Origin of the sequence: Mesorhizobium sp. M2A.F.Ca.ET.046.03.2.1 (genome assembly GCF_003952425.1) — a bacterium.
Classification (GTDB): domain Bacteria; phylum Pseudomonadota; class Alphaproteobacteria; order Rhizobiales; family Rhizobiaceae; genus Mesorhizobium.
On sequence record NZ_CP034449.1, the window covers coordinates 322,534 to 349,499 of the forward strand.

General features: G+C 62.7%; 24 protein-coding genes, 1 tRNA gene and 2 pseudogenes. 10 read left to right on the top strand and 17 right to left on the bottom strand.

Annotation, left to right across the window (positions count from 1 at the left end; translation table 11 throughout):
- Positions 1-24: 24 nt before the first annotated feature.
- From acpS to EJ072_RS01805, 3 genes are all read right to left on the bottom strand, one after another.
- Entirely contained in the window at positions 25-438 is a 414-nt protein-coding gene (gene acpS, locus EJ072_RS01795) for a holo-ACP synthase (protein ID WP_126078314.1), read from the bottom strand.
- Positions 435-1,022 carry a DUF2062 domain-containing protein gene (locus tag EJ072_RS01800; RefSeq protein WP_126078315.1) on the bottom strand — a complete coding sequence of 196 codons (588 nt, stop codon included), beginning with the start codon at positions 1,020-1,022 and terminating at the stop codon, positions 435-437. The genes acpS and EJ072_RS01800 overlap by 4 nt, the downstream gene beginning before the upstream one ends.
- A gap of 210 nt (positions 1,023-1,232) precedes the next feature.
- Positions 1,233-1,613 carry a VOC family protein gene (locus EJ072_RS01805; RefSeq protein ID WP_189342387.1) on the bottom strand — a complete coding sequence of 127 codons (381 nt, stop codon included), beginning with the start codon at positions 1,611-1,613 and terminating at the stop codon, positions 1,233-1,235.
- Positions 1,614-1,833: 220 nt separating this feature from the next.
- Between EJ072_RS01805 and EJ072_RS01810 the strand changes: the two genes are divergently transcribed.
- The 3 genes from EJ072_RS01810 (at position 1,834) to EJ072_RS01820 (ending at position 4,914) form a co-directional block, all read left to right on the top strand.
- Entirely contained in the window at positions 1,834-3,366 is a 1,533-nt protein-coding gene (locus EJ072_RS01810) for a winged helix-turn-helix domain-containing tetratricopeptide repeat protein (protein WP_126083461.1), read from the top strand.
- 642 nt (positions 3,367-4,008) lie between these two features.
- Positions 4,009-4,638: a LysE family transporter gene (locus EJ072_RS01815; protein ID WP_126078317.1), complete on the top strand. Its 630-nt coding sequence runs from the start codon at positions 4,009-4,011 to the stop codon at positions 4,636-4,638.
- A 54-nt stretch (positions 4,639-4,692) separates the two neighbouring features.
- A complete protein-coding gene (locus EJ072_RS01820) occupies positions 4,693-4,914 on the top strand; it encodes a hypothetical protein (RefSeq protein ID WP_126078318.1) in 222 nt (73 codons plus the stop codon).
- A 30-nt stretch (positions 4,915-4,944) separates the two neighbouring features.
- On the opposite strand, the gene pyrE is transcribed toward EJ072_RS01820, so the two are convergent.
- The 3 genes from pyrE to rpoZ all read right to left on the bottom strand — a co-directional run bounded on the left by pyrE (position 4,945) and on the right by rpoZ (position 8,304).
- A complete protein-coding gene (gene pyrE / locus EJ072_RS01825) occupies positions 4,945-5,523 on the bottom strand; it encodes an orotate phosphoribosyltransferase (protein WP_126078319.1) in 579 nt (192 codons plus the stop codon).
- Between the two features lie 23 nt (positions 5,524-5,546).
- The gene (locus tag EJ072_RS01830) at positions 5,547-7,778 is read right to left on the bottom strand and encodes a bifunctional (p)ppGpp synthetase/guanosine-3',5'-bis(diphosphate) 3'-pyrophosphohydrolase (RefSeq protein ID WP_126078320.1); all 2,232 of its coding nucleotides are present in this window, start codon (positions 7,776-7,778) and stop codon (positions 5,547-5,549) included.
- 124 nt (positions 7,779-7,902) lie between these two features.
- Entirely contained in the window at positions 7,903-8,304 is a 402-nt protein-coding gene (gene rpoZ, locus EJ072_RS01835) for a DNA-directed RNA polymerase subunit omega (protein WP_042637845.1), read from the bottom strand.
- A 301-nt stretch (positions 8,305-8,605) separates the two neighbouring features.
- Between rpoZ and EJ072_RS01840 the strand changes: the two genes are divergently transcribed.
- A complete protein-coding gene (locus EJ072_RS01840) occupies positions 8,606-9,187 on the top strand; it encodes an NYN domain-containing protein (protein WP_126078321.1) in 582 nt (193 codons plus the stop codon).
- Between the two features lie 12 nt (positions 9,188-9,199).
- Positions 9,200-9,856, top strand: coding sequence for a uracil-DNA glycosylase (locus tag EJ072_RS01845; protein ID WP_126078322.1), 657 nt, complete (start codon positions 9,200-9,202; stop codon positions 9,854-9,856).
- 33 nt (positions 9,857-9,889) lie between these two features.
- Here the strand turns inward: EJ072_RS01845 and EJ072_RS01850 are convergent, their stop codons facing one another.
- Positions 9,890-10,363 (bottom strand): Lrp/AsnC ligand binding domain-containing protein, encoded by a 474-nt coding sequence (locus tag EJ072_RS01850; protein WP_126078323.1) that lies wholly within the window; start codon positions 10,361-10,363, stop codon positions 9,890-9,892.
- Positions 10,364-10,483: 120 nt separating this feature from the next.
- Here EJ072_RS01850 and EJ072_RS01855 point away from each other — a divergent pair, with 120 nt between their 5' ends.
- Positions 10,484-11,422 carry a DMT family transporter gene (locus EJ072_RS01855; RefSeq protein ID WP_245467158.1) on the top strand — a complete coding sequence of 313 codons (939 nt, stop codon included), beginning with the start codon at positions 10,484-10,486 and terminating at the stop codon, positions 11,420-11,422.
- A 26-nt stretch (positions 11,423-11,448) separates the two neighbouring features.
- Here the strand turns inward: EJ072_RS01855 and EJ072_RS01860 are convergent, their stop codons facing one another.
- From EJ072_RS01860 to dapA, 3 genes are all read right to left on the bottom strand, one after another.
- The gene (locus tag EJ072_RS01860) at positions 11,449-12,174 is read right to left on the bottom strand and encodes a GH25 family lysozyme (RefSeq protein ID WP_126078324.1); all 726 of its coding nucleotides are present in this window, start codon (positions 12,172-12,174) and stop codon (positions 11,449-11,451) included.
- 77 nt (positions 12,175-12,251) lie between these two features.
- Positions 12,252-12,731, bottom strand: a complete 480-nt coding sequence (smpB, locus tag EJ072_RS01865) for an SsrA-binding protein SmpB (protein WP_041002108.1) — start codon at positions 12,729-12,731, stop codon at positions 12,252-12,254.
- A gap of 25 nt (positions 12,732-12,756) precedes the next feature.
- On the bottom strand, positions 12,757-13,638 hold the full coding sequence (gene dapA / locus EJ072_RS01870) for a 4-hydroxy-tetrahydrodipicolinate synthase (RefSeq protein ID WP_126078325.1): 882 nt from the start codon (positions 13,636-13,638) through the stop codon (positions 12,757-12,759).
- A 291-nt stretch (positions 13,639-13,929) separates the two neighbouring features.
- Between dapA and EJ072_RS01875 the strand changes: the two genes are divergently transcribed.
- Both EJ072_RS01875 and EJ072_RS01880 read left to right on the top strand, forming a co-directional pair.
- Positions 13,930-15,969 (top strand): lytic transglycosylase domain-containing protein, encoded by a 2,040-nt coding sequence (locus EJ072_RS01875; RefSeq protein ID WP_126078326.1) that lies wholly within the window; start codon positions 13,930-13,932, stop codon positions 15,967-15,969.
- A 310-nt stretch (positions 15,970-16,279) separates the two neighbouring features.
- Positions 16,280-17,191, top strand: coding sequence for an alpha/beta hydrolase (locus EJ072_RS01880; RefSeq protein WP_126078327.1), 912 nt, complete (start codon positions 16,280-16,282; stop codon positions 17,189-17,191).
- A gap of 53 nt (positions 17,192-17,244) precedes the next feature.
- Here EJ072_RS01880 and EJ072_RS01885 read toward each other — a convergent pair whose 3' ends face one another.
- The 3 genes from EJ072_RS01885 to EJ072_RS01895 form a co-directional block, all read right to left on the bottom strand.
- Positions 17,245-18,318, bottom strand: coding sequence for a site-specific integrase (locus EJ072_RS01885; protein ID WP_126078328.1), 1,074 nt, complete (start codon positions 18,316-18,318; stop codon positions 17,245-17,247).
- A gap of 239 nt (positions 18,319-18,557) precedes the next feature.
- Positions 18,558-19,760, bottom strand: a complete 1,203-nt coding sequence (locus tag EJ072_RS01890; RefSeq protein WP_126078329.1) for a porin — start codon at positions 19,758-19,760, stop codon at positions 18,558-18,560.
- 378 nt (positions 19,761-20,138) lie between these two features.
- Positions 20,139-20,229: transfer RNA gene (locus EJ072_RS01895), tRNA-Ser, on the bottom strand.
- Between the two features lie 332 nt (positions 20,230-20,561).
- Between EJ072_RS01895 and EJ072_RS01900 the strand changes: the two genes are divergently transcribed.
- Positions 20,562-21,749 carry a porin gene (locus EJ072_RS01900; protein ID WP_126078330.1) on the top strand — a complete coding sequence of 396 codons (1,188 nt, stop codon included), beginning with the start codon at positions 20,562-20,564 and terminating at the stop codon, positions 21,747-21,749.
- 83 nt (positions 21,750-21,832) lie between these two features.
- Here the strand turns inward: EJ072_RS01900 and EJ072_RS01905 are convergent, their stop codons facing one another.
- Entirely contained in the window at positions 21,833-22,114 is a 282-nt protein-coding gene (locus tag EJ072_RS01905) for a tetratricopeptide repeat protein (protein WP_126078331.1), read from the bottom strand.
- 252 nt (positions 22,115-22,366) lie between these two features.
- Here EJ072_RS01905 and EJ072_RS36480 point away from each other — a divergent pair.
- Positions 22,367-22,548, top strand: a pseudogene (locus tag EJ072_RS36480) (pyridoxal phosphate-dependent aminotransferase); the annotation flags it as partial.
- A 267-nt stretch (positions 22,549-22,815) separates the two neighbouring features.
- Here the strand turns inward: EJ072_RS36480 and EJ072_RS01915 are convergent.
- The 3 genes and pseudogenes from EJ072_RS01915 to EJ072_RS01925 form a co-directional block, all read right to left on the bottom strand.
- Positions 22,816-23,832 (bottom strand): annotated as a pseudogene (locus EJ072_RS01915) (alpha/beta hydrolase); the annotation flags it as partial.
- A gap of 182 nt (positions 23,833-24,014) precedes the next feature.
- A complete protein-coding gene (locus EJ072_RS01920) occupies positions 24,015-24,923 on the bottom strand; it encodes a formylglycine-generating enzyme family protein (protein ID WP_245467159.1) in 909 nt (302 codons plus the stop codon).
- A gap of 89 nt (positions 24,924-25,012) precedes the next feature.
- On the bottom strand, positions 25,013-26,518 hold the full coding sequence (locus EJ072_RS01925; protein WP_126078334.1) for an arylsulfatase: 1,506 nt from the start codon (positions 26,516-26,518) through the stop codon (positions 25,013-25,015).
- Between the last annotated feature and the right edge of the window lie 448 nt (positions 26,519-26,966).

Consider the following 26,966-nt stretch of genomic DNA (forward strand, 5'->3'; position numbering starts at 1 on the left):
CATGCCGCTCGTGGTCAGATGGAATCAATGTGGCGCTTGTTCGGCGGGCACCGCCTCGATAATCACAAAGGCTTGAGCAAGCGGGAAATCATCGGTGATGGTGAGATGGATCAGCGCCCGGTGGCCTTTCGGCAGTATGTTCTCCAGCCTGGCGGCGGCGCCGCCGGTCAGCGCCATGGTCGGCGCGCCGCTCGGCAGGTTGATCACGCCCATGTCGCGCCAGAACACGCCCTCGGCCATGCCGGTGCCCAGCGCCTTGGCGCAGGCCTCCTTGGCGGCGAAGCGCTTGGCGTAGGAAGCCGCGCGGGCGGCCCGCTTTTCCGACTTGGCCTGCTCGACCTCGGTGTAGATGCGCTGGACGAAGCGCTGGCCGTGCCGCTCCAGCGATTTTTCGATGCGTCTGATGTCGATGAGGTCGCTGCCGATGCCGATGATCATTCCGCCGGCACTTCCCGTCCGCCCTGCCGCGCTTTCTTCTCGGCGCGTTCGGCCATGCGCTTCTTGCGCTGCTCGCGGAACACGGTCATGCCCCAGCGCGTGACGCCGTAGAACACGAGCCCGAAGACCAGGCCGAGCGGCACCGCGCCGATTAGCATCGGCTCCAGAACCGGATGCCAGAGCTTGGCGAAGGAGAGCTTGTGCATCATTTCGCCGAGATGCTCGGGCGGCCCGTGCTTGGGCAGGCGCTCATGCAGGAGCAGCTTGCCGGTTTCCCAGGACGCGCCCCACAGCAGCGGGGAGGTCAGCGGATTGCCGAAGAACACGGCGCCGAGTGCCGCCGCGACCAGATTGCCGGCGATCATCCAGCAAAGCACGGCGGCAACCACGAAATGGGCGCCAAGCGGGAAGAAGGAGGCAAAAACACCCGCGGCGACGCCGGCGGCGACCGAATGCGGCGTCGCGTTCAGCCGCAGGATGCGCTTGGAGAAATACTGCACGGAACGCGAGAACGAGCGGCGCGGCCATAGATAAGTACGCACCCGTTCCAGGAGGCCATCAGGCTCTCGGCGTCGAAAAAGCACTCTGTTCCAGTTCCCGGTCCTACACGCGCTGCCCCTGCCCACCGGGACGCGCCACACATATCTTGCGCCTCCATGGCGCAGAAAGGCAACAAGTCTCTGATATAGAGATGGGCAAGCCGCGGAACAACGAAACGCCGCCGCGTTGGTCTGCCGCAGCCTATAACAAGAACCTCATTCTGGCGAAACTGAGGAGAATTCCGGAGCTGGCAGCTACTTCCGGTATTCGCTGACCTCGACCAGATTGCTGTCCGGATCGCGGAAATAGACCGACATCATCGGCCCGCGCGCGCCAATGCGTTCGACCGGGCCGACTTCGACCGCCACGCCATTGGCTTGCAAGCTGGCCTGGACTTCGACGAGCGGCACCGCAGCCACCAGGCAGAAATCGCCGGAACCCGGCGTCGGCATCTTTGCCTTAGGTTCGAAAGTGCGGCCGACCTCGTGCAGGTTGATCTTCTGCGAGCCGAACAGAAGCGCGGTCGGCCGGTTCGCTTCATCCAGGCGCCGCATGCCGAGCACGCGCTGGTAGAAGTCGCAGGTCGCTTCGACCGAGCGGACCGTCAGCACGAAATGGTCGATCCCGGCGATCATTTTTGGTTTCCTTTCCTGCACGTCGTCACCCCGAAACCGCTGCGCGCCTTCTGGCGACATGTATTGATAACATTGTGGCCAGCTTCACGACACGGAATGCTTGCGAGCCAAGCTGAGCCGCGCTCTTCCGCACGTTCCCGGTCAGGCACGGGTCGCAAGATAAGAACGCAAACGCAGATCAAAGTTTCACTGGAACCGCGTAGCGGCTATTTTGGCGGTTATGGTCGCGCCGCCTTTCGTTTTCGGACCGTTTGTCTTCGCCCCCGCCCTTGGAGAGCTGCGGCGGGACGGCAAACCGATCGCGCTCGGTCAAAAAGGCGCTGCGCTCCTCGAGGCGCTGCTCAAGGCTGAGGGCGGTGTCGTCAGCAGGCAAGAATTGATGGATAGCGTGTGGCCTGGCATGGCGGTGGAGGAGGGAAACCTCTCCGTCCAGATCGCCACCCTGCGTAAGCTGCTTGGAGTCGACCCGGACGGCCGCGAGTGGATCGCGACTGTACCGCGGATCGGCTACCGCATGCTGACTTCGAGGCGTGGCGAGGACATGGTTGCGCTTCCCGCACAGCCGGCACTTGCCGTGCTGCCCTTCGAGGGCCTTGGTGGCGATTCCGAGCCGGACTGGTTCGCCGACGGCGTGGTCGACGACATCATCACCGCGCTCAGCCGTTTCAAGAGTTTCGCGGTGATCGCCCGTAACTCCTCGTTCGTCTACAAGGGCCGGGCCGTAGACGTGCGGCAAGTGGCGAAGGAACTCGATGTCCGCTACGTCCTCCAGGGCAGCGTGCGGCGTTCGGGCGACCGGCTCAGAATCACGGCCCAATTAATCCAAGGGAGCACCGGCGCGCATCTGTGGGCGCAGAACCTCGATGGCGCCCTCGACAACGTGTTCGATTTCCAGGACAGGATCACAGAAGCGGTCGCAACCGTGGTCGGGCCGGAGATCGAATGGGCCGAGATCGAACGTTCGCGGCGGGAGCGGCCCGGAAGCATCGCCGCCTATGACGTCTATCTTCAGGCACGGGCCAAGATCCTGTCGGAATCCAAACGGGGGAATGCAGAAGCCTATGCCCTTCTGACACAGGGCCTCGCACTTGAGCCGGACAATCCCCAATTCCTGGCTCACGCAGCCTGGGCGCTAGAACACCGCATAACGATGGGCTGGCCGCCGTTCGGGCCCGACGACAGGGAAAGATGCGCAGACTTCGCCCGGCGCGGGCTGGAACATGCGGCCGGCGATGCGATAGTGATGACGCATTGCGCCATGGCGCTGCTTCAGGTCGTCAGAGACTACGACTGGGGCATGGCCGTCCTTCAATCCGCGGTTGACGCCAACCCCAACAACCTGACGGTCGTCACTTCGGCGGGCGTGGGTCATCTCCATTGCGGGAGCGTCGAGGACGCGCTTGCCTGTTTCCACCGAGCGAACCGGCTGATGCCTCGCGATCAAATTGCGCATATAGCGCTCTGCGGAATTGCCCATGCGCATGTCATTCTCGGTAACTATGAAGAAGCGCTGGCGTCGGCTTCCCGTGCGCTGGCCCGCAATCCGAACTTCGACGCCACGCTCTGGATGTTGGCCGCTGCCAGCGCCTATCTCGGGCGCATGGACGAGGCCCGCCGATTTGTCGAGGCGCTGAGCAAGCTCTCTCCAGGCGTTACGATCGCGACGATCAGAGCGGGCCAGCCTGCCATGATCCCGGAGCGGATCGGCGTCGTGCTTGAAGGGCTGCGGCTGGCCGGCCTTGAAGAGGGATAATATCTGATAGCGCACCTTTGATCGGCAAGCACTTCGCCGGAAATCCCTTGCCCCCAATGCACATTACGGCGCCGCATATTGGATACTGATCGCTGCAACATGTTTCTTGGCGGTGAGCCGGCGCGGGAATTGCTGGCGCGGGCAGCCTCGGTTTCTCATATCTTTTTAGAATTTTTTACACTCGGCCAAAGGAGCCAAACGGTCCCTCTGGCGCAAAGTGCCCCTCGTTAACTTCAGCATTAAACCGAGGGGCTCAAATGTCACCGTTGATGATCGTCTCGCTCGATCAAGGCAAGATCTACGGGCAAAAACCTTCTGTGGATGAGTTGCATCGGCGGCTCATGGCGACCGGATTGGCGCAAGGTGGCTCGTTGCTCGCTGGAGCCATGCTTGTACCCGGCCGAGCCGCTTCCCGGCTTTTCACACCATTGTCCAGGTTCCGAGAAACAGTCACCGGCTTCGCGCGCCGCTTGGAACTGGCCTCCTCAAAGGAGCGGCGGAGATGGATTGTCCGCCGGAGCGCCTCCCCGTCGGAAATTACCGGTCGCACTAAGCCAGCCCTTTCCGGCCCATTCTCTATCTGACTTTGTCCTTAGCGCGACCGGCCGATAGAGGCGGTCATGCGTCGCTGGAGGAAACGCCATGAGCCTGGTGGATGCGAACGGATTCCAGGTCGGGCTGGCGCTCGGCATGGCCTCGATGGCCTCGGTCGGACCGAACAACCTGATGATGATCCGCGAGGGCCTGCTGCGCGGACGGGCGATATTCGTGGCAAGCCTGGTATGGGGCACTTACGTCGCGCTGATCTCCGCCTCTTACCTGCTGGGCGGCTCGATCGCCGGGCTCGATCCGGCTGTCCGCACGGCCCTCTCCTGGCTTGGCCTCGCGGCAGTGGCATGGTTCGCGCTGCAGTCCTTCCGCGCCGCCTCCGCCGCCGGTGGCGTCGAGCAGCGTTCCGCACACGCCGAGAGCGGGCGCTCCTGTCTTGCCCGCGTCATGGGCGTGGTGTGGATGAACCCGCTGACCTATGTCGAGCTGCTGCTCGTGCCGGCGGCGCTCGGCCAGTCCTTCGCCGCCGGCCGCGCCAGGCTCGAATTCGTCATGGCGCTGATCCTGATGGCCGCGCTCGCCTGCTACGGCTACACGCTGGGTGGCGGCCTCATGGCTTGGCTGCTTCGAAACCGCGCTAACCTGCGCATCTTCGATCTCATCTCGGGCGTCATCCTCACCGCCGTCGCAGTGACGATGGCGGCGGGGCTCGTCAGCCGATGAATGCGCTCGCAAGCGCGGCGCAAAGCTTGGCATTATCTTCGTAGGTGACTAAACGTGCAACGCTACAGGGAGTTCATGGGAGCAATCACCCACGTCGAGTATGACGCCGGGCGCGGCGTGTTCGAAAGCGTCGTCGAAATCCATCCATTTATCATCGCCGCTGGTATGGCCGACGAAACGGCGGCCGATCCGTGGACCGACAACGCCCCGGGCGGCGAAGCAGGTTCGGCCGTACGTGGATTGGCCCCGATAGCGAGCCGCGGAGTCAGCCGCTAAACTGCCCGCCGTCACGCGAACAAACTTGAGTCAGATGTTGCGGCTTCCCGGCTTGATAGCGGGAATGGCGGCGAGTTCCGGCGGCAGGCGGTCGGCAGGATAGGCCGGCACCTCATATTCGGCGAGCGCGACCAGCGGCACGCCGACATCGGTCTTGCCGGCCGAGCGGTCGATGATGCATGCGGCCGCGACGACCTCCGCGCCGATCTCGCGCAGGCAGTCGATTGTCTCGCGGATCGACAGGCCGGTGGTGACGATGTCCTCGACGATGACGACGCGCGAGCCCTTGGCGATCTCGAAGCGGCGCAGCCTGAACTCGCCCCCTTCCCGCTCGACCCAGATGGCCGGCGCGCCGAGGTGGCGCGAGGTCTCATAGGCCGGGATCAGGCCGCCAATGGCCGGGCCGACGACATAGTCGATCTTTCCGGGCACGCTTTCCCGGATCTTCTCGGCCAGCGCCTTGCACAGGCGCTCGGTCTTGTCGGCATGCATGAAGACGCGGGCCTTCTGCAGGAAGACCGGGCTGCGCAGGCCGGACGTCAGGATGAAATGACCTTCGAGAACGGCGCCGGCCTCGCGGAAAATGCCCAGCACTTCGTCAGTGTTCATTTGGTCCCCCGTTCAATCTTCATCTAGCCATTGACGCGCCGCGCGTCGCTGACGCTCGAATTGTCCTTGAGCTGCGACAGCAGGCGGTTGAGGTGCTTCAGGTCCCAGACTTCGAGATCGATCAGCATCTCGGTGAAATCGGGCGCCGTGCGTATCATGGACAGCGTGTGGATGTTGGCGTCGTTGGACGCCACCACCTGGGCGATGTCGGCCAACGAACCAGGCGCGTTGATGGCGGTGACCGAGATGCGCGCCGGAAAACGTTCCTTGGTGCGTTCGTCAATGTCCCAGCGCACGTCGATCCAGCGCTCGGGCTGGTCGTCGAAGGCCTGCAGCGCCGGCGACTGGATCGGATAGATGGTGATGCCGGTTCCAGGCTGGATGATGCCGACGATGCGGTCGCCGGGCACGGCGCCTTCCGGCGCGAAGCGCACCGGCAGGTCGCCGCGCACGCCGCGGATCGGCACCGCGCCGTCGCGCGGCTGGTCCTTGCCCTTGCGCGCGGCCCGAGTGCCGGGCATCTGGAACAGCATGCCGGCGGCGTTGCGGATCTTCGACCAGCCTTCCTCGCGCTGCTTGGGCGGCGCGACCGTGACGCGCTCGTCCTTGTAGTCGGGGAAGACCGCTTTCATGACGTCGGTTGAGCTCAGCTCGCCGCGTCCGACGGAAGCCAGAACATCCTCGATATCCTTGCGCGCCAGCCGGTGCAGAACCGGCTTCAGGCTCTCCTTGGTGAAGGTCTTGCCGGCGCGCTCGAAGGCGCGTTCCAGGATACGGGCGCCGAGACCGGAATATTGCTTGCGGATCGCGTTCTTGGTGGCGCGGCGGATGGCGGCGCGCGCCTTGCCGGTGACCACGACCGATTCCCAGGCGGCGGGCGGCACCTGCGCCTTGGAGCGGATGATCTCGACCTCGTCGCCATTCTTCAATTCCGTCATCAGCGGCATGATGCGGCCATTGACCTTGGCGCCGACACAGGTGTCGCCGACATCGGTGTGGACGGCATAGGCGAAGTCGATCGGCGTGGCGCCGCGCGGCAGCGCGATCAGCATGCCCTTGGGCGTGAAGCAGAATACCTGGTCCTGGAACAGCTCCAGCTTGGTGTTCTCGAGGAAATCCTCCGGATTGTCGCCCTCGGCCAGTTGCTCGATGGTGCGCCTGAGCCAGGCATAAGCGTTGGTCTCCTTGGAGATCGCGTGGCCGGCGCCGTTCATTTTGCCGCCGGTGTCCTTGTAGATCGAATGGGCGGCGACGCCGTATTCGGCTATTTTGTTCATCTCCTTGGTGCGGATCTGAAGTTCGACGCGCTGGCGCGACGGGCCGACGATGGTGGTGTGGATCGAGCGGTAGTCGTTCTGCTTGGGCGTCGAGATATAGTCCTTGAAACGGCCAGGCACCATCGACCAGGTGGTGTGGATGGCGCCAAGCGCACGGTAACAGTCGTCGACCGAATCGACGACGACGCGAAAGCCGAAGATGTCGGAGAGCTGCTCGAAGGAGAGCGCCTTGGCCTCCATCTTGCGGAACACCGACCATGGCTTCTTCTGCCGGCTCTTCACGCTCGCCTTGATGGTGTGTTTCTCGAACAGGCCGGACAGCGCCGTCTCGATCTCCTGCAGGACACCCTTGTTGCGCTCGAAAATCTCGGCAAGCCTCGCGGTGACGGCGCGATAGGCCTCCGGATTGATGTAGCGGAAGGCGATTTCCTCGAGTTCTTCGCGCATGCCCTGCATGCCCATGCGGCCGGCGAGCGGCGCATAGATGTCCATCGTCTCCTCGGCGATGCGCAGGCGCTTGGACTCGGGCATATGGTCGAGCGTGCGCATGTTGTGCAGGCGGTCGGCGAGCTTGACCAGAAGGACGCGAATATCCTCCGAGATCGCGAGCAGAAGCTTGCGCAGGTTCTCCGCCTGCTCGGCCTTCTTGGAGACGAGGTCGAGCTTCTTCAGCTTGGTAAGGCCCTCGACCAGCTTGCCCATTTCGGGGCCGAACAGCTCGTCGATCTCGGCCCTGGTCGCGGTGGTGTCCTCGATCGTGTCATGCAGCAGGGCAACGGCGATGGTCGCCTCGTCCATGTGCATCTCGGTGAGGATGGCGGCGACTTCGAGGGGATGCGAGAAATAGGGATCGCCCGAAGCGCGCTTCTGGTGGCCATGCTTCTGCATGGCATAGACATAGGCCTTGTTGAGCAGTGCCTCATTGACGTCAGGCTTGTAGCGCTGGACGCGCTCGACAAGCTCATACTGACGCATCATGGGCGGGATCTCGCGGTGCTGAAATGATTGATGCGCCGCACTGGCGTACGACGCATCTCATAGATAGCCACGAAACCTGAGATACGGAAGTCCTGGATGGTTGATCCAACCCGGACAAAAGCTCTTAGTAATCGTCGCTCTTTTCCGGCGGCACCAGGCCTTCGATGCCGGCGAGCAGGTCTTCCTCGCTCATGCGGTCGAAAGCGATGTTCTCCTCGGCATCGTCGGCGTCGGCCGCGACCGCGGTCGCGCCGGTCTGGTCGGTGATCGCCTCGCCCTCGGCTTCCGGCTCATCGACCTCGACATGCTTCTGCAGCGAGTGGATCAGGTCTTCCTTGAGGTCGTCAGGCGACAGCGTCTCGTCGGCGATCTCGCGCAGCGCGATGACTGGGTTCTTGTCATTGTCGCGCGGAACGGTGATCTGCGCGCCCTGGCTGATCTGGCGGGCGCGATGGCCGGCGAGCAGCACGAGTTCAAAACGGTTGTCGACCTTGTCGATGCAATCTTCAACGGTTACGCGGGCCATGGACTGCCCCTTTCATGCGATGGATTTGATGGAAAGCTGGCGCGCTCCATAACGCGGGCGCGGCCGAAATACAAGCTTTTTGGCGGCGGCGCCAGCTTATGGGCCGTTGCCCGGCTCATCATCGCGCCACGCCATGATGCGGCTCACATAGTCGCGATCACAATTGCTTGCAATGTGGGCCGTGCCCTTGGATATCCATAAATTGCGCGTTATCTCGGATATGACGGGTAGCAAGCGCATTTGTGGACCTGCCCGTCGACGCTTTTAAGACGACAGAAATTTTTGAAAGGGATGTTTTTCAATGTTCGATCCCCGTGAAAAGATCGCTCTTTTCATCGACGGCGCCAATCTCTACGCCACGTCCCGCGCGCTGGGCTTCGACATCGACTACCGCAAGCTCCTGTCGAGTTTCCAGAAGCGCGGGTATCTCTTACGCGCTTATTATTACACCGCGCTGGTCGAGGACCAGGAATATTCCTCGATCCGGCCGCTGATCGACTGGCTTGATTATAACGGTTTCAAGGTGGTGACCAAGCCCGCCAAGGAATTCACCGACTCGACCGGCCGCCGCAAGATCAAGGGCAACATGGACATCGAGCTGACCGTCGATGCGCTGGAGCTTGCCGACGTCGTCGACCACTATGTCATCTTCTCCGGCGACGGCGACTTCCGCACGCTGGTCGAGGCGCTGCAGCGGCGCGGACGCAAGGTGTCGATCATTTCGACCATGGCCTCGCAGCCGCCGATGATTTCCGACGATCTGCGCCGCCAGGCCGACCACTTCATCGACCTGATGACGCTGAAGAGCGACGTCGGCCGCGATCCGTCCGAGCGGCCGGTGCGCCGGCCGGAACCCGCCGAAGTCGACGAGGACGATTATTGACGGGCGGCGGCCTTGACCGCCACAACCTCCCCCGAACCCAGCCGCGACTGCCCGCTTTGCCCGCGGCTGCATGATTTCATCGCCGCCTGGCGCGAGCGCGAGCCGGGCTGGTTCAACGCGCCGGTGCCGACCTTCCTGCCGCCCGAGGGTGAAGCCTCGGTCCGCCTGCTGATCGTCGGGCTTGCGCCCGGTCTGCGCGGCGCCAACCGGACGGGGCGCCCCTTCACCGGCGACTATGCCGGCGACCTGCTCTACGGCACGATGATCGCGCAGGGCCTGGCGCGCGGCGAGTTCAAGGCACGGCCGGATGACGGGCTGGAGTTGGTCGGCACGGCCATCACCAATGCGGTGCGCTGCGTGCCGCCGGAGAACAAGCCGGTCGGCGCCGAGATCGCCACCTGCCGGACTTTTCTGAAACCCACCATCGCGCGCTTCCCCAATCTGCGCGCCATTCTGACGCTGGGCTCGATCGCGCATCAGTCCACGGTGCGGGCGCTGGGCGAGCGCGTCGCGGCCATTCCGTTCCGCCATGGCGGAAAGCAGGAGGCCGGCGGCATCGCGCTGTTTTCCAGCTATCACTGCTCGCGCTACAACACCAATACGGGCGTGCTGACGGAACAGATGTTCGTCAGCGTGTTCAGCGAGATCGCAGCGTTCCTGAGGGGCTAGACCCAAATCACCTTAGGTGCGCTGCCCACCCGCTCATACCGGCAGCAGCGCATCCGGCTTCACGTCGCCGATCGAGGCGTAAGTGTGCGTCTCCTTCACGCCGGGCAGCGGCAGGATGACCCGGGTCAGGAAATCCTGATAGGCGGCCATTTCGGAGATGCGCGCCTTCACCAGATAGTCGAAGCCGCCGACGACCATATGGCATTCCAGCACCTCTGGCGACTTGATCACCGCCTCGGCAAACCGCTCGAAAATATGCGGCGCCGTATGGTCGAGACGAACCTCGATGAAGACGAGCGTGCCACGCCCGATCTTTGCCGGATTGAGCACGGCCCTGACCGCGGTGATGTAACCCTCGCGAAACAGCCGCTTTACGCGCAGGCTGGTGCCGGTCGGCGACAGGCCGACACGCGCCGCCAGATCAAGTGTGGTGCGACGCCCATCCTCCTGCAGCAGTCGAAGAAGATTGCGGTCGACCGCGTCGAGATCGCTGGCTTCCGGATTCACTTCAGAACGCCCCTTATAGCGTGAATATCGCTACGATTTCCAAAAAGGAGCGTATTTCAACACAGCGAACTGAACAATAGCCTGCACTTTCATCGTGCCGGTGGTCCGCCCGGACGACATATGGGTGACAGTGTGGCAAGCGAACGAGACTCGGGAAGCACGACACTGGCGATTTTCGCCGGCCTGACCATGATCGGCATCTATGCCATCCAATTCGTCGCCGCCCGCTTCAGCCTCCGGGAGCATCTGACGGCGACGGACCTAGCCGTCTTGCGCTTTGGCGGCGCCGCGGTGGTCTTTCTGCCGATCGCCTGGCGCGGTGGCTTCGCAGGCATGAGAGCGCTTGGCTGGCGACGAGCCTTGGCCTTGGCGGCGCTGGCCGGACTGCCTTATCCGCTGATCATCAATTGGGGTCTGACCTATGCCCCTGCCGCTAATGCGGCGGCGCTCTGCCCAGCATCAATCGTCTTCTTCTCGTTCCTGCTGTCGCGCATCGTGTTCCATGACGGCGCTTCGCGGCAACGGACCATCGGCGTCCTCGCGATCATCGCCGGCCTGTTCCTGTTCCTCGCGCCGGCGCGAGGAACAGGCAGCGTTCTCTTCGGCGACATGCTTTTCATCGGATCGGGGCTGATGTTTTCGACCTATGCCGTTCTTGTCAGGCGCTGGCATGCCGATCCCGTCCCGGCGACGGCCGCGGTGGTGCTCCTGTCCTGCCTGCCGCTGCCGGTTCTCTATCTCTTGGCGCCAAGCCAAATCCATGCAGCGGCCGTCGGGGAAATCATCGGTCAGATCGTGATCCAGGGGATTCTGGCCGGCGCGGCGGCCATGTTCCTCTATACCTACATCGTCCGGCAATTGGGGCCGCAGGCGGCATCGCTGTTCCTGCCCGGCATACCGATCGCCACGGTGGTTGTCGGCATGGCCGTACTCGGCGAAACGCCGATGACGATCCAGGTCGCAGCCATAGCCATCATGGCCGCCGGGATGGGCTTGTCAGCGATCGGAGGGCGTATTGCCAGCAGACGTCTCAGTGAACCGGCGCCGGGAGGATCGTGAGCCTTCGGCCGCGCGGCAAACACACTTCAAGGGCCGGCAGTTGAAGGCGTCGGCGCGAACAACTCGGCCAGCGTCTCGCGGCTGCCTTTGAGAACGTTGAGATCGACATCGCCTTCGATGCCGTCGACGCGGCCCATATTGTGATACTGCCAGTAGATCCAGTCGTTTTCGCGCGGCCTGATCGCCAGCGAACGCAGCCAGCGCCGGCGCGCGATGATGGTTGCGGAATAGGCGTCGGCCGCTTCATCGGTCAGGTAGAAGATCGCCTGCTTGCCGAAGGCCGCCTCGACCGGGCCGAGGAAAGCGGCAAGCTCGGTGTTCAACTGCTCGGGCGACGGCCGTTGCGGGCAGTTGCCGCCGAACTCGATGTCGACCACCGGCGGCAAAAGCGGTTCGCCGCGCGGCACCACAGCGATAAAATTCTTCGCTTGGTCGGCGCCCGGCCGGCAGAAGGTGAAGAAGTGATAGGCGCCGACCGCGAGGCCGGCCGCGCGGGCTTCGCGTAGGTTCGTGGCGAACAGGGTGTCGACATGGGTGCCGCCTTCGGTGGCCTTGATGATGGCGAAGGCGACATCGTCGGCCGCGACGCGCCGCCAGTCGATCTTGCCCTGATGATGCGAGACGTCGATGCCCCGGATCGGGAATTCCTCGCGATCCGGCGAAAAGCCACGGAACCAGAAATAGGCGCCGGCCGCGACGGCACAGGCGACAACCACACTGGCCAGGCCCCAGAAAACGATCCGCTTGCCCAAGACCACCCCCCGTCCGAAATGCTGTTAGGCCTGAACCAAGAAGCTGACCGGTGGCTTTTTCCGCCAGCGGCGAAAGCTCAGCCGCGCTCCTTCAGCAGTCGGCCCTTCTCGCGCGACCAGTCGCGCTGCTTTTCGGTCTCGCGCTTGTCGTGCAATTTCTTGCCGCGGGCGATCGCCAAGAGCAGCTTGGCGCGGCCGCGGTCGTTGAAATAGATCTTCAGCGGCACCAGCGTCATGCCCTCGCGCTCGACGCTTTGCGACAGCTTGGCCATCTCGCGCTTCGAGACCAGCAATTTGCGGCGCCGGCGCGGCTCGTGGTTGAAGCGATTGGCCTGCAGGTATTCCGGCAGATAGGAATTGATCAGCCAGATCTCGCCGCCCTCGGCGGAGGCGTAAGATTCCTGGATGTTGGCCTGGCCCTGGCGCAGCGACTTGACCTCGGTGCCGGTCAGCACCAGGCCGGTCTCGATCGTGTCGAGCACCTCGTAGGAGAAGCGCGCCTTGCGGTTTTCGGCGACCGTCCTGTTGTTCGGGTCGGCTTTCTTGACTTGATTCATAATGCGGAGAGGTGGCGCCTCATCCCTAATTAATCAAGCCGGCATGCTTCATCGCCTGGTCGATCTTTTCGGCCGTCGAGGCCTCGATCGTCACCAGTGGCGAGCGCACCACGTTTTCGACCTTGCCAAGCTTCGAGAGCGCATATTTGGCGCCGCACAGGCCGGGTTCGATGAAGATCGCCTTATGCAGCGGCAAGAGCCGGTCCTGCAGCTCGAGCGCCTTGGCACTGTCGCCGGAGAGTGTCGCTTCCTGGAATTCGGCGCAGAGCCGCGGCGCGACATTCGACGTCACCGAGATGCAGCCCACGCCGCCATGGGCGTTGAAGCCGAGCGCGGAGGCATCCTCGCCCGAGAGCTGGATGAAGTCCTTGCCGCAGGTCATGCGCTGCTCGGAGACGCGCTCGACCTTGCCTGTCGCATCCTTGACGCCGACGATGTTCTTGAAGTCGTGCGCCAGCCTGCCCATCGTCTCCGGCGTCATGTCGATCACCGAGCGCGGCGGGATGTTGTAGATGATGATCGGCAGCCTGGTCGCCTTGGCGACGGCGGCGAAATGCGCGTAAAGGCCGCGCTGCGTGGGCTTGTTGTAGTAAGGGGTGACGACAAGGGCGGCATCGGCGCCGGCCTTCTCGGCATATTGCACTAGTCCGACCGCTTCCTCGGTGTTGTTGGAGCCGGCGCCGGCGACGACCGGAACACGGCCCTTGGCCACCTCGATGGCGACCTTCACGACCTGGCGGTGCTCCTCATGCGACAGCGTCGGCGACTCGCCTGTGGTGCCGACCGGGACGAGGCCCGTGGTGCCCTCGGCGATCTGCCATTCGACGAAAGCGCGAAAGGCTTTCTCGTCGAAACGCCCGCTCTTTTCGAACGGTGTGACGAGCGCGGTCAGCGAGCCTCTCAGCATATCTTCCAAACTCCTTGGAACTTTGTCTGTTTACGCATGTCGTTATCCCAAAACCGGTTCCCACTTTTGGGCGACATGCGTCTGTTTTGTTTGCGCGCCTTCTAACCGAAAGCGAAGCCGCGCACCATAGTCTCGACATGGTTTAGCGGCAAGCATCGGCGTAGTGCCAGCAAGCGCAATTCGAACGGCCTCGATAACCTTTTGTTTACGAGCCCTTCACGACCTAAGTCTAGGCTTTGCATCGGGTTCTCTAGTGCCCGCGCCTGCTGACGATGTGCTAGGATTGCAACCATGCCGACGAGGCGGCCTCATCTCTTCGCGCTTTTCGGCGCGATCGTCGCGCTGACGCCCACCATGGCGATCGGCGGCAGCGTCGACGCGCGCGTGACGGCTTCCATCCCGGCGCCAGACGTACCTCAAGCGCCTGGCCAGATGCCGGCCGTCCTACCCACCGACATCGCGCAACTGAAGAGCGGCCTCGACGCGCTTGCCGCCAACAACATTGCCGGCGCGCGCAATGCCCGCGACACGCTGCCCGCCACTTCGCTCGACCGGCACATCCTGGCCTGGGCGATCGCGCTTTATGGCGGCGACCAGGTGCCGAGCGGCGAGATTGCCGATGCCGCCAAGATGCTTCCCGGCTGGCCGGGCACGATCGCCCTGCGCAAGAACAGCGAACGCGCGCTCTATCGCGAAAACCCGCCGCCGCAAGTGGTGGTGCAGGCCTTCGGCCGCAGCCAGCCACTGACGCCGGAGGGCGTGATCATCCTTGCCCGCTCGCAGGTAGCGCTCGGCAACCAGGCCGCGGCGCGCGCGGTGCTGGTGCCGTTCTGGCGCAGCGAAAAGCTGGAAGCCAAGGACGAGAACGCCATCATCAAGGAGTTCGGCGCGCTGATCCCCGCGGCCGACCATCGCTACCGCATGGAGCGCATGTTCTATGCCGACCGGCCGTCCTCCGCGCTGCGGGTCGCCGGGCTCGCCGGGGCGCAGCCGTTGGCCGATGCGTGGGCGGCGGCCGACAAGGGCGACAAGAACGCCGCCAAACTGTTGAAGGCGGTGCCGGCGGCGCAACGCTCGGCCGGCTATTTCTTCGCCGAGGCGGAATATCTGCGCAAGCAGCAGAAATTCACTGAAGCCGCTGCTGTCGTGATGAAGGCGCCGACCGACCGCGATTCGCTGGTCGACCCCGATGCCTGGTGGGTGGAGCGCCGCGTGTTGTCGCGCGAGCTGGTCGACCAGGGCGACATGAAGACCGCCTACAGAATCGTCTCCATGCATGCGGCCGAAAGCCCGGCCAATGCCGCCGAGGCCGAATTCCATGCCGGCTGGTACGGGCTGCGCGGCCTCAACGATCCGGCGACCGCCGCCACTCACTTCAAGCAGATCACCGAGCTCGCGCAGGGACCGGTGTCGCTGTCGCGCGCCTATTACTGGCTCGGCCGCGCCGCGGAAGTCGGCGGTCCGGGCAGCGCCAAGGATTATTTCACGCGCGCGGCCAGCTACGGCACGACCTTCTATGGCCAGCTCGCCGGCGAGCGCGTGGGGTTGAGGACACTCAACATCGCCTATCCGAAACCGAGCGCGGCCGACCGCCTGAGTTTTGATGGCCGCGAGGCGGTGAGCGCGATCAAGCGGCTGCAGGAGGCGGGCTATGACCGCTATGCCGAGACGCTCTATCGCGACCTTGCCGGACAGCTGACCAGCCCGGGCGAGCTGGCGCTGCTTGCGGTGCTGGCGGAAAAGCAAGGCAACCATTTCATGGCGCTGAAGGTCGGCAAGATCGCCGCCCAACGCGGCATCGATGTTGGCGCGCTGTCGCATCCGCTCGGCGTCATTCCCGATTCGGCCAACATTTCCGGATCCGGCAAGGCGCTCGCCTACGCCATTGCCCGCCAGGAAAGCGAGTTCAATGTCGGCGCCGTCTCCAGCGCCGGCGCGCGCGGCCTGCTGCAGTTGATGCCGGGCACGGCCAAGCAGTTGGCGAAGAAGACCGGCATGAGTTTCTCGCAGGCGCGGCTGACGAGCGATGCCGGCTATAACGCAACGCTGGGCTCGGCTTTCCTCGGCGAGCAGCTCGACCGCTTCGGCGGCTCCTATGTGCTAACCTTCGCCGGCTACAATGCCGGCCCCAACCGCGCCGCCCAGTGGGTGGCGAAATACGGCGATCCGCGCGGCAAGGACGTGGACGCGGTGGTCGATTGGATCGAGCGGATTCCCTACACGGAAACAAGAAGTTACGTGCAGCGCGTGATGGAAAATTACGAGGTCTACAAGATGCGTATTTCGGGGAAGTACGACATCGTGGGGGACCTTGTGAACGGGCGGAGTTGAGCCGGCGTCCTTCCCTTCTCCCCTTGTGGGGTGAGCAGCCGGTTCGCGAAGCGAATTCATCGTGCCAGTGGCACGATGAAAGGCCGGCGAACGCCGGGACGCTGCGGAGCAGCGGGGACCCGGCCGGGGATCGGCCACCACCCGGCCCTTCGCAGGCTCAGGGCGTTCGAAGCTCGAAAAGCCAAGCAATTGGCTTTTCGTCCGCTAACGCGGCCGCTTCTCACCCCACAAGGGGAGAAGGAAAGAGCTACCCGTTTGACGATCCCTGCCCTCGCCTGTAGCTGTCGGTCACCCCCCAAGCGAGGACAGCATGGCGAGCGACGAAGGTTTCTCCGACTTCTTCTATCCCGCAGCTGACGGCTTGAAGCTCCATGCCCGGATCTATGGCGAGGCGAACACCGGCGGCTGGCCGGTCATCTGCCTGCCGGGCCTCACCCGCAATGCCCGCGACTTCCATGAATTGGCGCTCCATCTTTCCAGCAAGGTGGAGAACCCCCGCAAGGTCATCGCGTTCGACTACCGCGGCCGGGGCCAGTCGGACCACGATCCCGATATCGGCCACTACAATGTCGGGGTCGAGGCCGGCGACGTGCTTGCCGGGATGTCGGCGCTCGGCGTCGAGCAGGCAGCCTTCGTCGGCACGTCGCGTGGCGGCCTGATCATCCATGTGCTCGGCGCGCTGAAGCCGGCCGTGCTGAAGGCCATCGTGCTGAACGATATCGGGCCGGTGATCGAGACGGAGGGTCTAGCCCATATCCGCTCCTATCTCGACCGTGCGCCGAAACCGAAGACGTTCGCCGAGGCGGTGGATACCCAGCGGCGCGTGCATGGCGCCGATTTCCCGGCGCTTACCGACGCCGACTGGGCCCGGATGGTGCGGGCAATCTGCCGTGAGACGGCGGCCGGCTGGGTGCCGGATTTCGATCCAGCCCTGGTCGACACGCTGGCCGGCATCGATTTCAGCAAGCCGTTGCCGCGTCTGTGGCCGCAGTTCGATGCTTTGGCCGCCGTGCCGCTGCTTGCCATTCGCGGCGGCAATTCAAAACTATTATCAGCTGCGAGCGTCGAGGAGATGGGAAGACGTCATCCCGGCATGGAGACGATCACCGTCGAAGGTCAGGGACACGCTCCCTTTCTGGAAACCGGCACTCTGCTGCGGGAGATTGCGGATTTCCTCGATCGGGCAGAGCGCGAATCAAAACAAAGTAAAGCCCGAGACTAATTCAACCTCGGGCTTGTCAATAAAATATATATTCTCCGGCACGCGGCGCGTGCCTATTTGCCCTTGGAGCTCTTGCGCCGCGCCTTTGCCGGCTCCGCTCCGCTCTCCTTGCGAGCGGCTTTGCCAGGTGACGGCGCGGTCAGGGGAGAGGCAAAGACGGAGTTCTCCGCGGCGCTCGGCGCCTGATCGGCACGCGGCTTCTCGAGAACGACGACACAGCCATCAAGATCGTTGGTGGCGAGGTGCGCGTAACGCATGGTCATCGACAGCGTCTGGTGGCCAAGCCACATCTGGACGCGCCTGATGTCGATACCGCCCTGAACGAGGCGGGAAGCACAAGTGTGACGCAGGATGTGCGGCACCACCTGCTCATCGGCGCCGAGACCGACTTCCGTCTTCGCCTCGTTCCAGATCGCGCGGTACTGCGCTTGGCTGAGCTTGGTGAACGGGCCCTTCGGCCGGCGTCCTTCGGTGTTCGGCGGCAGCTTAATCACCTCCTTGACCCGTTCGGTCATCGGAATGGTGCGGCTGCGGCCGGATTTGGTGATCCAGAAGGAGACGCGATGCTCCTGGATGTCGTTCCAGATCAGGCCGAGCGCCTCGCCGAGGCGGCAGCCGGTATCGACCAGGAAGACGGAGAGCCTGTAAGCATCCTCGCTGCGGCTCCTGATGGCGGCGAACAGCCTTGCCTCTTCGTCCCTTTCTAGGAAACGAATCCGTCCTGCCCGCTCCTTCTGGCGGCGGAACTCAGGCAGGCTGTGGATATCTCCCATCTTGTGAGCCTTGCGCAGCAGCTTGCTGAGTGCAGCCATCTTGCGATTGATGGTTGCGTTGCTGTTCCCGCGCTGGCGCAAGGTACCGATAAGATTGTCCAGGGTGTTCTGGTCAAAGGTGCTGAAACGCTCTCCGAGAAGGATCTCGTCTATTTCACCGATGAAAGAGCTGACATTGTATTTATGCCGCCCATCATCCCAGAGTATATCCCGGTATGCTGCAAAGAGTTCCCCGATCCTGTGCGATTTTACTTCCCGGATCTTGTTGAAGGTGTACCTAAACTTCGAGTTCTGAGAAGAAAATACCGCAAAATGACCAGAGGGTTCTCCCTCTTGAATCGCTTCGTTCGACATTTTTAGCCACACCCCCTGTGGTTAAGCCTTCAGCCCTAACCGTTCGGAGATGTCCTTTCAAGAGTTTTCGAATCTTGCGGCCAACCACATCCGCCGGTGGCGGATCCCACAAAGTCGCTCCACAGACCCGATCAGCTTACCGTTTCACCCCCATCCTTTCGTTTGCTTCGACCAATCGCGAAAACAAAACGGCCCGGGCGTGGAGACGCCCGGGCCGGATTTCAGTTGCGGTCCAGCCCTTAGAAGGAGCGCTGGAAGCGGAGGAGACCGCCGATGGCGTCGTCTTCGCCAGCAGAAATACCGGTCCAGTTGTGGTTCGTGCCACGGGTATCGGCTTCGCCGATGCTGCCTGCATTGACGTAGTCAACTTCGGCCGTAACCGTAAAGCCGGGAACGATGTCGTAGGCGATGTTGGCGGCGATGCCGAGGTTCTCACCTTCGTCATACGAGATCTGAGCGTTGAACGAGGTCTTCTCGTTGAACTTGTAGGTGCCACCGCCCCACACTGCCCAGTTTTCGTCCCACTGCTTGTAGAAGCCGCGACCGCCAGCTGCGAAGGCATAGGTCGGATCCGACAGGTTGTCATCGGAGCCATAGCCGCCCATGATGAACAGCGAGATGGCGTCGTTGACGTTCACGTCCAAACGAACCTTCCCGGCGACTTCTTCGTAGTTGCTGTCGTAAGCGATAACGCCGGTGATGGCACCCCAGCCCTGCGTCCACTTCACGCCGCCGACGACATGCGGAACGTAGCTGTCGATCGTGCCCACGCCGTAGGAACCGTCCGTGCCGCCGCCCGCGCCTTCTTCGAGCGAGATCACGGCCGAGAAGCCGTTGCCGGCGTCGAAGTAGTACTGGACGACGTTGGTGTCGAAATCACCGTAGGGAACCAGCGTATCCTGGATGACGTTGCCGGCATAACCGATGAACGTGTTGAAGGCCGATTCGTCCTTACCGACGCGCAGGCCACCGAGCTGGATCCAGGCGAAGTTCAGCGACGTGCCCTTGTTGAAGGCCGCATTGGGGCCATAATCGTCATTGGTCGGGTCACCAAGATCGGCGTTGCGGTTGCCGAAGTTCCAGCGGGTCTCGGTGTAGGTCTTCAACGTGCCGAGCTCGGTCTCCTGGCCGGTCCAGGTCTTCAGCGTGAAGCGGGCATTCTTGTAGAAGGTGTCGTTGCTGTCGCCGTCCTCGACATCAGCGGACGTCGCACCGTCGAACGAGCCGACGTCGCCGACGCCGATGTCGTAACGGACATAACCGCCGATGCGAAGGCAGGTCTCGGTGCCGGGGATGTAGAAGTAGCCCGAGCCGTACACGTCGCAGATCTTGACGTATTCAGCCGGTTCCGGCTCGGCGACGGTCACCGCGTCGGCGGCGCGGGCGCCCGAAACTGCGATCAGGGCCGCAGCTGAGCCGAGAAGAAGGCTCTTGATGTTCATTTTCTGACCTCCAGTCAAAAGTTAAAAACGGGTCTGGGTATTTTTGCTGAAGGACAGCGTTCCTGCCCATCCCCACTACCGAAAAGATGCGCACCGCGCCGCTCTTCGAACGTGACCTTTACCCAGGCGGCGGCGGCGTTCAACCACGATCGTATCGGCGAAAGCCCGATCCAGACGCTATCCCGGATGTTGTTGCACAAATGACACGAATTGGCCTCACTCCGAAGCTCTCGTTACCATCGAGGCCGCGAGCCTCGAATCCAGGCGAATCCGGCGATCGGCCGGCTGAATTGCGGCGTCCCGGCGAGTCGCTCTGTCCGGTTCTTGCCGCAGAATCGCCTTGCGAAGGGAAGCTTGTTGCGCACAGCGCAGGGAGGATGGCGGAGAGGATGGGATTCGAACCCACGAGAAGCTTTTGACCTCTACTCCCTTAGCAGGGGAGCGCCTTCGACCACTCGGCCACCTCTCCGTCGCGCCGCTGGATAAAGAAAAGCGTGGGCACAATCAACAAGCCGGCGCCATAATCGCCGAAAAATCGTTAGGCCGGCAACTTGGGAAAGCGGTGGAGCATCGGCATCGCATCGGCCCAGACGTGGCGAATCGTGACTTATGCGGCCTTTCTAGCCAGCAGAGCGCCTTCATTGGAGCGCCCTCGTAGACCGGAAACCGTACTCGCAATCACCCGGCAGACGCCCTCGTTCCGCCGCACGGGGGCGAAAAAGTGCGCAATAACAAGGCATGCCCATAATTCCGATCGAAAGTCCGCATCGCTTCCATCCGATTCTGACTGGAGGTCAGAAAATGAACATCAAGAGCCTTCTTCTCGGCTCAGCTGCGGCCCTCATCGCAGTTTCGGGCGCCCGCGCCGCCGACGCTGTGACCGTCGCCGAGCCGGAACCGGCTGAATACGTCAAGATCTGCGACGTCTACGGCTCGGGCTATTTCTACATCCCCGGCACAGAGACCTGCCTGCGCGTCGGCGGCTATGTCCGTTACGACATCGGCGTCGGCGATGTCGGCTCGTTCGACGGCGCCAAGTCCTTCGACCATGAGGACGGCGATGAGCAGAGCACCTTCTACAAGAATACCCGCTTCACGCTGAAGACCTGGACCGGCCAGGAGACCGAGCTCGGCACGTTGAAGACCTACACCGAGACCCGCTTCAACTTCGGCAACCGCAACGGCTACCCATCGGCAGACGATCCGACCACGGCAGCGGATGAATTCAACAGCAATCCTGCCGGCAACAAGAACGTTTCGCTGAACTTCGCCTGGATCCAGCTCGGTGGCCTCCGCGTCGGTAAGGACGAATCAGCCTTCGATACGTTCATCGGCTACGCCGGCAACGTCATCCAGGATACGATCGTCCCCTATGGCGACTTCGACACCAACGTCGTCCAGTACTATTTCGACGCCGGCAACGGCTTCTCGGCCGTGGTCTCGCTGGAAGAAGGTTCGGGCGTCGTCGGCACGATCGACAGCTACGTTCCGCATGTCGTCGGCGGCGTGAAGTGGACTCAAGGGTGGGGCGCCATCACCGGCGTCGTTGCTTACGACAGCAACTACGAGGAAGTTGCCGGCAAGGTTCGCCTGGATGTGAATGTCACCAACGAACTGTCGCTGTTCGGCATGTTCGGCTATGGCAGCGACGACAACCTCAACGACCCGACCTATGCCATCGGGGCCGGTGGTCGCGGCTTCTATAAAATCTGGGGCGGCAACTGGGCATTCTGGGCCGGCGGCACCTACAAGTTCAACGAGAAGACCTCGTTCAATCTCCAGGTGTCGGGTGATCAGGACAAGAACTATGGCGTGGCGGCGAACGTCGCCTATGACATCGTACCCGGCTTCACGGTCACGGCCGAAGTCGATTGGGATCACTTCGGCAAGTTCGATGATTGGGTTTCGGGTGCCGACGTCGTCAACTTCACCGGCGCCGACAAGAAGAACAGCGTCGGCGGTCTGCTCCGCTTCCAGCGCTCGTTCTAACAGGCGTCGCCTGATCGAAATCGAAACCCGGCGGGCGATCGCCGGGTTTTTCATTTGGTTGCGAGGTGAAGACCCGCGGTGCCTTAAGCGCGCCGCAGGTGCCTGATGGCAAGTGCGTGTTCGCCAACCGTCAGATAAGCATCGCCCAAACTGAAGTGGAAACATGGGTCGAGTGGCGTCTGGTCGACCGCCCGAGCAAGGTATTTGATGGACAACTTATCATCGACGCCCAGTCCCAGCGTCCCCAACATGTACAAAGCCATCGGGTGCTCGGGCGTCCTTGCCAAAACGCGACGACACAGTTCCTCGGCCTCGGGCAACCTGCCCGCCAGCTGAAGTTCCAGCAACATTTCATTGGCCTGCATACGCGGCTTCGCCTTCGGCTGCTTGAGTGTTGGCTGTTTTACAGTCTGCTTTGGCGCGGGTCCGCTCTTCAAATGCTTGGACCAGCCAGGGGCGGTCGGTTATTCATCCCGCCTCGCTAACAAAAAGAGGCGCGGGAATCCAGCCGTGGTGCAACCGGCAACGGACCCGCGCTATTTGCCCCTTTCGACAACTTGCACCCACTCCCCGCCCACGCTAGCAAGAAGCCCCCTTTCTCAACCAAGCCCATTGCCATGCGCCAGCGCCCTTCCCTCGCGCCGATCATCGGTGCGCTTCCCACCACTGTGCCGTTCGTCGGGCCGGAGGCGCAGGAGCGCGAGGCGGGCGGCCTTTTCGCGCCCGCATCGGCGCCAATGAAGGCGGTTTCGGGCCTTCGCCACGCGTTATCGCGCGCATGGAGAGCGTCGCGCGCGATCGATAGCGGCCTTGCTTTCGGCTGTCCGGTCTTGGGTTGTGGAATTCTCTTTCCCGACGGATCTTTCAGGTGTTTGGACCAGGCGGGCGGCAGCCGGTTGTTCATCGTGTCTGGCTTGCAAAAAGGGGCAACAGAATCCAGCCTCTCGGGCGCTGAAGGCAGGTCACCTCCCAATCGCCCCGCCGTTTACGCCACCTAACACGATCACTGGGTCGTCGCATCGCCCTTCAGGATCGTCTCGAGCTCATCTGGCGGGGCGTTGTTCGTTTTTCCTTCAATGGCCGCGACGGGCGCGCTGACCGTGCTTGCCGCGACGTTGCCGATCGTGTCGACCGTGCCGGCAACCACAAGGCCGAGTTCGTCGCCAAGCCCCACTCTCGAATCCGTCAAGGTCTGGCCGGAAGCAAGTTGCGCGCCGAGCAATTGGACGATCTCCGGACTTTCAGCGAACTTGCTGTGATTCAAGCGATCTGCGGTCTTTACGTCGGTCAGATCAAGCACGGTTATTCCAGCTGCCTGGAGCTTCGATTTGTACGGCTCCTTCGACGGGTCGGCCTGCCCCACCCTGTCGACATTGCCCGCAATCAGGCGCGAGACGGCAAGCGCCCGGTCGTCCCGCGAGACGGTGATGGTGAACTTCGGCTTTTTCGGCCCAAGCTCGGTCCACTGGCGACCAAAGACATCCACGTCGAGATCGGGAGACGCAAGGATGACGTTCCTGATCTTGGGCGAAACGCGCCCATCCTCCAGCGCCATCTGCCTCAGCGATTCCATCGCCAGCCAGGTGCCCATCGAGTGGGCCATGACGGTGACGTCGGTCACGCTGCGGTCGTCGGCCAAGGCCTTCAATGTCCGCTCGAACGCAGTGCGCGAGAAATTCGCGCTTTCCTTGTCGTAGTTGTAGCCAAGCACACTGGCGCGCGACGGCCATGTGAAGAGAATCGGCACGACGTTCGCCCGCGAGTCATGCACGAACTGCGCGAAGCGAAAGACCGAGTCCTCATACCGGTTGTTGAAGCCATGCACGAAGACGAGAACATGGCCGTTCGAATTGTGAGCATGCAGCCATTTGTGAGCCTCGGGAACCGACAGGTTTCTTGCGGCAAGAACCGCGAAATCCTTTTGGGGGTTTGGCGGCAGCTTTTTCGGCCACTCGACCGTGCCCGGCGCACGGTTCGGCGGAATCGAGATGGTCAGGTCGGTCAACGAAAGCGCCGGGCTGCGCTCGCCCGTGAACAAGGTCGCCGGGTCACCGGAAGGCTTGCGGCTGGTCGCGACCAACATCGTCACATCCGATGCCGCCGGCGAAACCAAGCTCGCGGGGATCGGCGCCAGAACCCCTTCGGGTCCAGTTCCGCACGCCGTGAGCGTAAGGAATATGGCCGATATGGCTGCTGCAACCCGCCAGCGCGCCGGTTTGGACCTCCCGGCGCCGCGATGCCCATGGAGGGCGCTGCGCCCTCCTCTCATGACGGACGCGCGATGCATCGAAAACCCAGGTGGCAAGTGGACGTATCCACGGGCTGCGCCATGCGAGCGGCCGGCCGGTACCGTCGGCAATAGCTGGGGGCGCACAGGAAGGACCCGCCCTTGGTCACCTTGCGTGGAATTTTGATGTCGGGTGTCAGCGGGTCGAAGCTCGCCTCACGCTCGCCGCCGCGCGGATTTTCCATCGTACAGCAAGGGCTCTCGATCCGGCGATGTTCCTGGTACCAGTCGGTGGTCCACTGCCAAACATTGCCGGCCATGTCATGGAGCCCGTAGCCATTTGCCGGAAACGAGCCGACGGGCGCAGTCCATTCGTAGCCGTCTTCGCAATCGTTGCGGAAAGGGAACTCGCCCTGGTAGGTGTTGGCCATATGCTGGCCGCCGGGCGTCAGCTCGGCGCCCCAAACGAATTCGGCGCCCTCCAGCCCGCCGCGCGCGGCAAACTCCCACTCGGCCTCGGTCGGCAGAGCCTTCCCCGCCCAGTTCGCATACGCTTCCGCGTCCTCATAGGCGATGTGCACGACGGGATGGCTGTCGAGCCTCTTCAGCCCGCTGGCGGGGCCGCGTGGGTGCCTCCAGTTCGCGCCACGGACGTAAGCCCACCAATTATAGTGATTGTTGCGATCGATGCCGCGCGAAGGCCTCACGAACAAGGCGGAAGCCGGCGCCAATGATTCTGCACTGGCGCCGGGATAGTCCGCGGCATTCGCTGGACGCTCGGCCAGCGTGACATAGCCGCTGGCCTCGACGAAGCGGCTGAACTCGGCATTCGTGACCGTCGCGCGATCCATCCAGAAGCCGCCGACGACGACGCGATGCGCCGGCGCCTCTTCCGGATAGTGGCTGTCTGAGCCCATCAGGAATTCGCCGCCGGGGATCCAAAGCATATCGGCGTTTGACGAATCCGTTGGCTTTGCTGCAGGTCGCGCTTCAGTCATCGGCTGGTCTCGTCTGAACGGCAGAGCGCATCCGCCGTTCAATCCCCCGCAGCGAACATTTCCTCCGGGCTTGGTGTCACCAGCGGCGTGAAGTAGGTCAGCCGCACTGCCTCCATAAGCAACAGCGGGGGTTTCATCTGGGCTGCGAGCTCGGTGATCCTTGCCTGCAACACCTTGACCTTATCAGGATACTTATCAGCCAAGTTAGTGGCCTCCGATTTGTCCTGCGACAAATCGAACAGCTCTATCTTTTGCGGCAACGTTGCCGACCACAACAATTTCCATTCGCCCTCGCGCACCGCACCGGCCATCGGATCGACATTGTAGACGATCTCTGTGCGCGGCGAAGGTTTGCCCTCGCTGATGGCCGGCCACATATCCACGCCGTCCAGCGGTTTATCCTTGCCAGGCTTGGCGCCGGCCAGCCCAGCCAGTGTCGGCAACATGTCGACGACATGCATGAGGCCATTGAAGACGCCAGGCTTGACCTTGCCGGGCCAGTTCATGAAGGCGACCGAGCGGGTGCCGCCCTCATAGAGGGTGCCCTTGCCTTCGCGATAGGGGCCGTTATCCGCAGGCAGCTTGCCACCCACCTTCGAGTCGCCCGCAAACATCGAGTTAACGACGCCACCGTTGTCGCTCATGTAGACGATCAGGGTATTGTCGCGAATCCCTTTCTTCTCAAGGGCGGCAACGACATTGCCGATCTCGTCATCGATCACCGAGATCATTGCGGCATAGGCTCTGCGGTTCTCGTCGGCGATGTTCTTATATCGGTCGAGATATTCCTTCGGAGCCTGGAATGGCGTATGGGGCGCGGTGAAAGCGAGGTAGAGAAAGAGCGGCTTCTTCTGATCGTGAGCGTTGATGACCCGGACAGCTTCCTGACCGAACAACGTGTTGTCGAAGCCCGGCTCCTTGATCGGCTTGTTGTTCCTGTACCAGTCCGCGATACCATGCGATGCATGTTTGAAATGGTCGATCTCGCCGACCGTCGCCCCGTAGAATGAATCAAATCCACGCTGCTTCGGCCAGTAGTCCGTCTTGGCATGGCCGAGATGCCATTTGCCACTCATCGCCGTCTGGTAGCCCGCGTCTCTTAGGATTTGCGAAAGAAGTGTCTCATCGAGCGGAAGGCCATAGGTTCCCGCTGCGGGGACAACGCCAACCTGCATGCCATAGCGCAGCGGATAGCGGCCGGTCATGAGGGCGCTGCGCGTTGGTGTGCACATCGGCTGCACGTAATATTCTTCGAGCTTCGTCCCTTCCGCGGCAAGCTTGTCGATGTTGGGCGTCTTGATGTCCGAGCCGTGATAGCCGACGTCTTTCCATCCCTGATCGTCCGCAACGATGAAGACGATGTTCGGCTGCGAGGGCTGGGCCGCCGCCGTCTGGACGCCCGCAAGGCCGGCGAGCGCGCCGGAAAGGCCGACAGGTGCTGCAAATCGCGAAACCGCAGCCGCAGTGCCGCCCATCAAAGCGTCCCGTCGCGTGATTCTGTTGGTTGCACCGGCTTCGGCCGGGAAGTCTCGATCGTTGCTCATATTATGCCCCTGCTCTGCTAATTCACGCCGTTCTGCTCAATACCGCGGCGCGTCTGGTGTTCTGGCGCCAATCATTTGCCTGGAATCCAAAGGCGCGGCGGCTCAGCACCCACGTCTGCCGCTGCCGTTGCTGCGGCGCGCTCAATGCCCTCTGCGCACACCTGCGAATAGCCCTGCCTGTTCATGCTCCCCACTCGCCGTGCGTCGGCGGTATTTCCGCGCTATTTGGCCTCGCGCTGTTTTCGCTTAAGTTATTGCTAATAGAACCGTGCCGCTATCCACTTTGCGCAAAGGAGGCATTTTTTGGCGTCCTGACCTGCGTCGCCGTCCCGGGAGATGCTTTGCTGTGGCTCGTCACGCGGGCGGCTCAGACGCGCCCCCGAGCGCACGTCACCTTTCGCTTGCCTGGGCGCCTTGGCCCACCGTAAGCGCCTTGCCAATCCACTCT

What these genes read in the sequence shown, in the direction of transcription:
- pyrE (WP_126078319.1), bottom strand. Translation starts at nt 5,523, where the DNA reads ATGAACACTGACGAAGTGCTGGGCATTTTCCGCGAGGCCGGCGCCGTT.
- EJ072_RS01885 (WP_126078328.1), bottom strand. Translation starts at nt 18,318, where the DNA reads ATGTCGAACGAAGCGATTCAAGAGGGAGAACCCTCTGGTCATTTTGCG.
- EJ072_RS01855 (WP_245467158.1), top strand. Translation starts at nt 10,484, where the DNA reads ATGGGTGACAGTGTGGCAAGCGAACGAGACTCGGGAAGCACGACACTG.
- EJ072_RS01815 (WP_126078317.1), top strand. Translation starts at nt 4,009, where the DNA reads ATGAGCCTGGTGGATGCGAACGGATTCCAGGTCGGGCTGGCGCTCGGC.
- EJ072_RS01830 (WP_126078320.1), bottom strand. Translation starts at nt 7,778, where the DNA reads ATGATGCGTCAGTATGAGCTTGTCGAGCGCGTCCAGCGCTACAAGCCT.
- smpB (WP_041002108.1), bottom strand. Translation starts at nt 12,731, where the DNA reads ATGAATCAAGTCAAGAAAGCCGACCCGAACAACAGGACGGTCGCCGAA.
- EJ072_RS01875 (WP_126078326.1), top strand. Translation starts at nt 13,930, where the DNA reads ATGCCGACGAGGCGGCCTCATCTCTTCGCGCTTTTCGGCGCGATCGTC.
- EJ072_RS01925 (WP_126078334.1), bottom strand. Translation starts at nt 26,518, where the DNA reads ATGAGCAACGATCGAGACTTCCCGGCCGAAGCCGGTGCAACCAACAGA.
- EJ072_RS01920 (WP_245467159.1), bottom strand. Translation starts at nt 24,923, where the DNA reads ATGCTTTGGATCCCCGGCGGCGAATTCCTGATGGGCTCAGACAGCCAC.
- EJ072_RS01890 (WP_126078329.1), bottom strand. Translation starts at nt 19,760, where the DNA reads ATGAACATCAAGAGCCTTCTTCTCGGCTCAGCTGCGGCCCTGATCGCA.
- EJ072_RS01805 (WP_189342387.1), bottom strand. Translation starts at nt 1,613, where the DNA reads ATGATCGCCGGGATCGACCATTTCGTGCTGACGGTCCGCTCGGTCGAA.
- EJ072_RS01810 (WP_126083461.1), top strand. Translation starts at nt 1,834, where the DNA reads ATGGTCGCGCCGCCTTTCGTTTTCGGACCGTTTGTCTTCGCCCCCGCC.
- acpS (WP_126078314.1), bottom strand. Translation starts at nt 438, where the DNA reads ATGATCATCGGCATCGGCAGCGACCTCATCGACATCAGACGCATCGAA.
- EJ072_RS01900 (WP_126078330.1), top strand. Translation starts at nt 20,562, where the DNA reads ATGAACATCAAGAGCCTTCTTCTCGGCTCAGCTGCGGCCCTCATCGCA.
- rpoZ (WP_042637845.1), bottom strand. Translation starts at nt 8,304, where the DNA reads ATGGCCCGCGTAACCGTTGAAGATTGCATCGACAAGGTCGACAACCGT.
- EJ072_RS01880 (WP_126078327.1), top strand. Translation starts at nt 16,280, where the DNA reads ATGGCGAGCGACGAAGGTTTCTCCGACTTCTTCTATCCCGCAGCTGAC.
- EJ072_RS01840 (WP_126078321.1), top strand. Translation starts at nt 8,606, where the DNA reads ATGTTCGATCCCCGTGAAAAGATCGCTCTTTTCATCGACGGCGCCAAT.
- dapA (WP_126078325.1), bottom strand. Translation starts at nt 13,638, where the DNA reads ATGCTGAGAGGCTCGCTGACCGCGCTCGTCACACCGTTCGAAAAGAGC.
- EJ072_RS01905 (WP_126078331.1), bottom strand. Translation starts at nt 22,114, where the DNA reads ATGCAGGCCAATGAAATGTTGCTGGAACTTCAGCTGGCGGGCAGGTTG.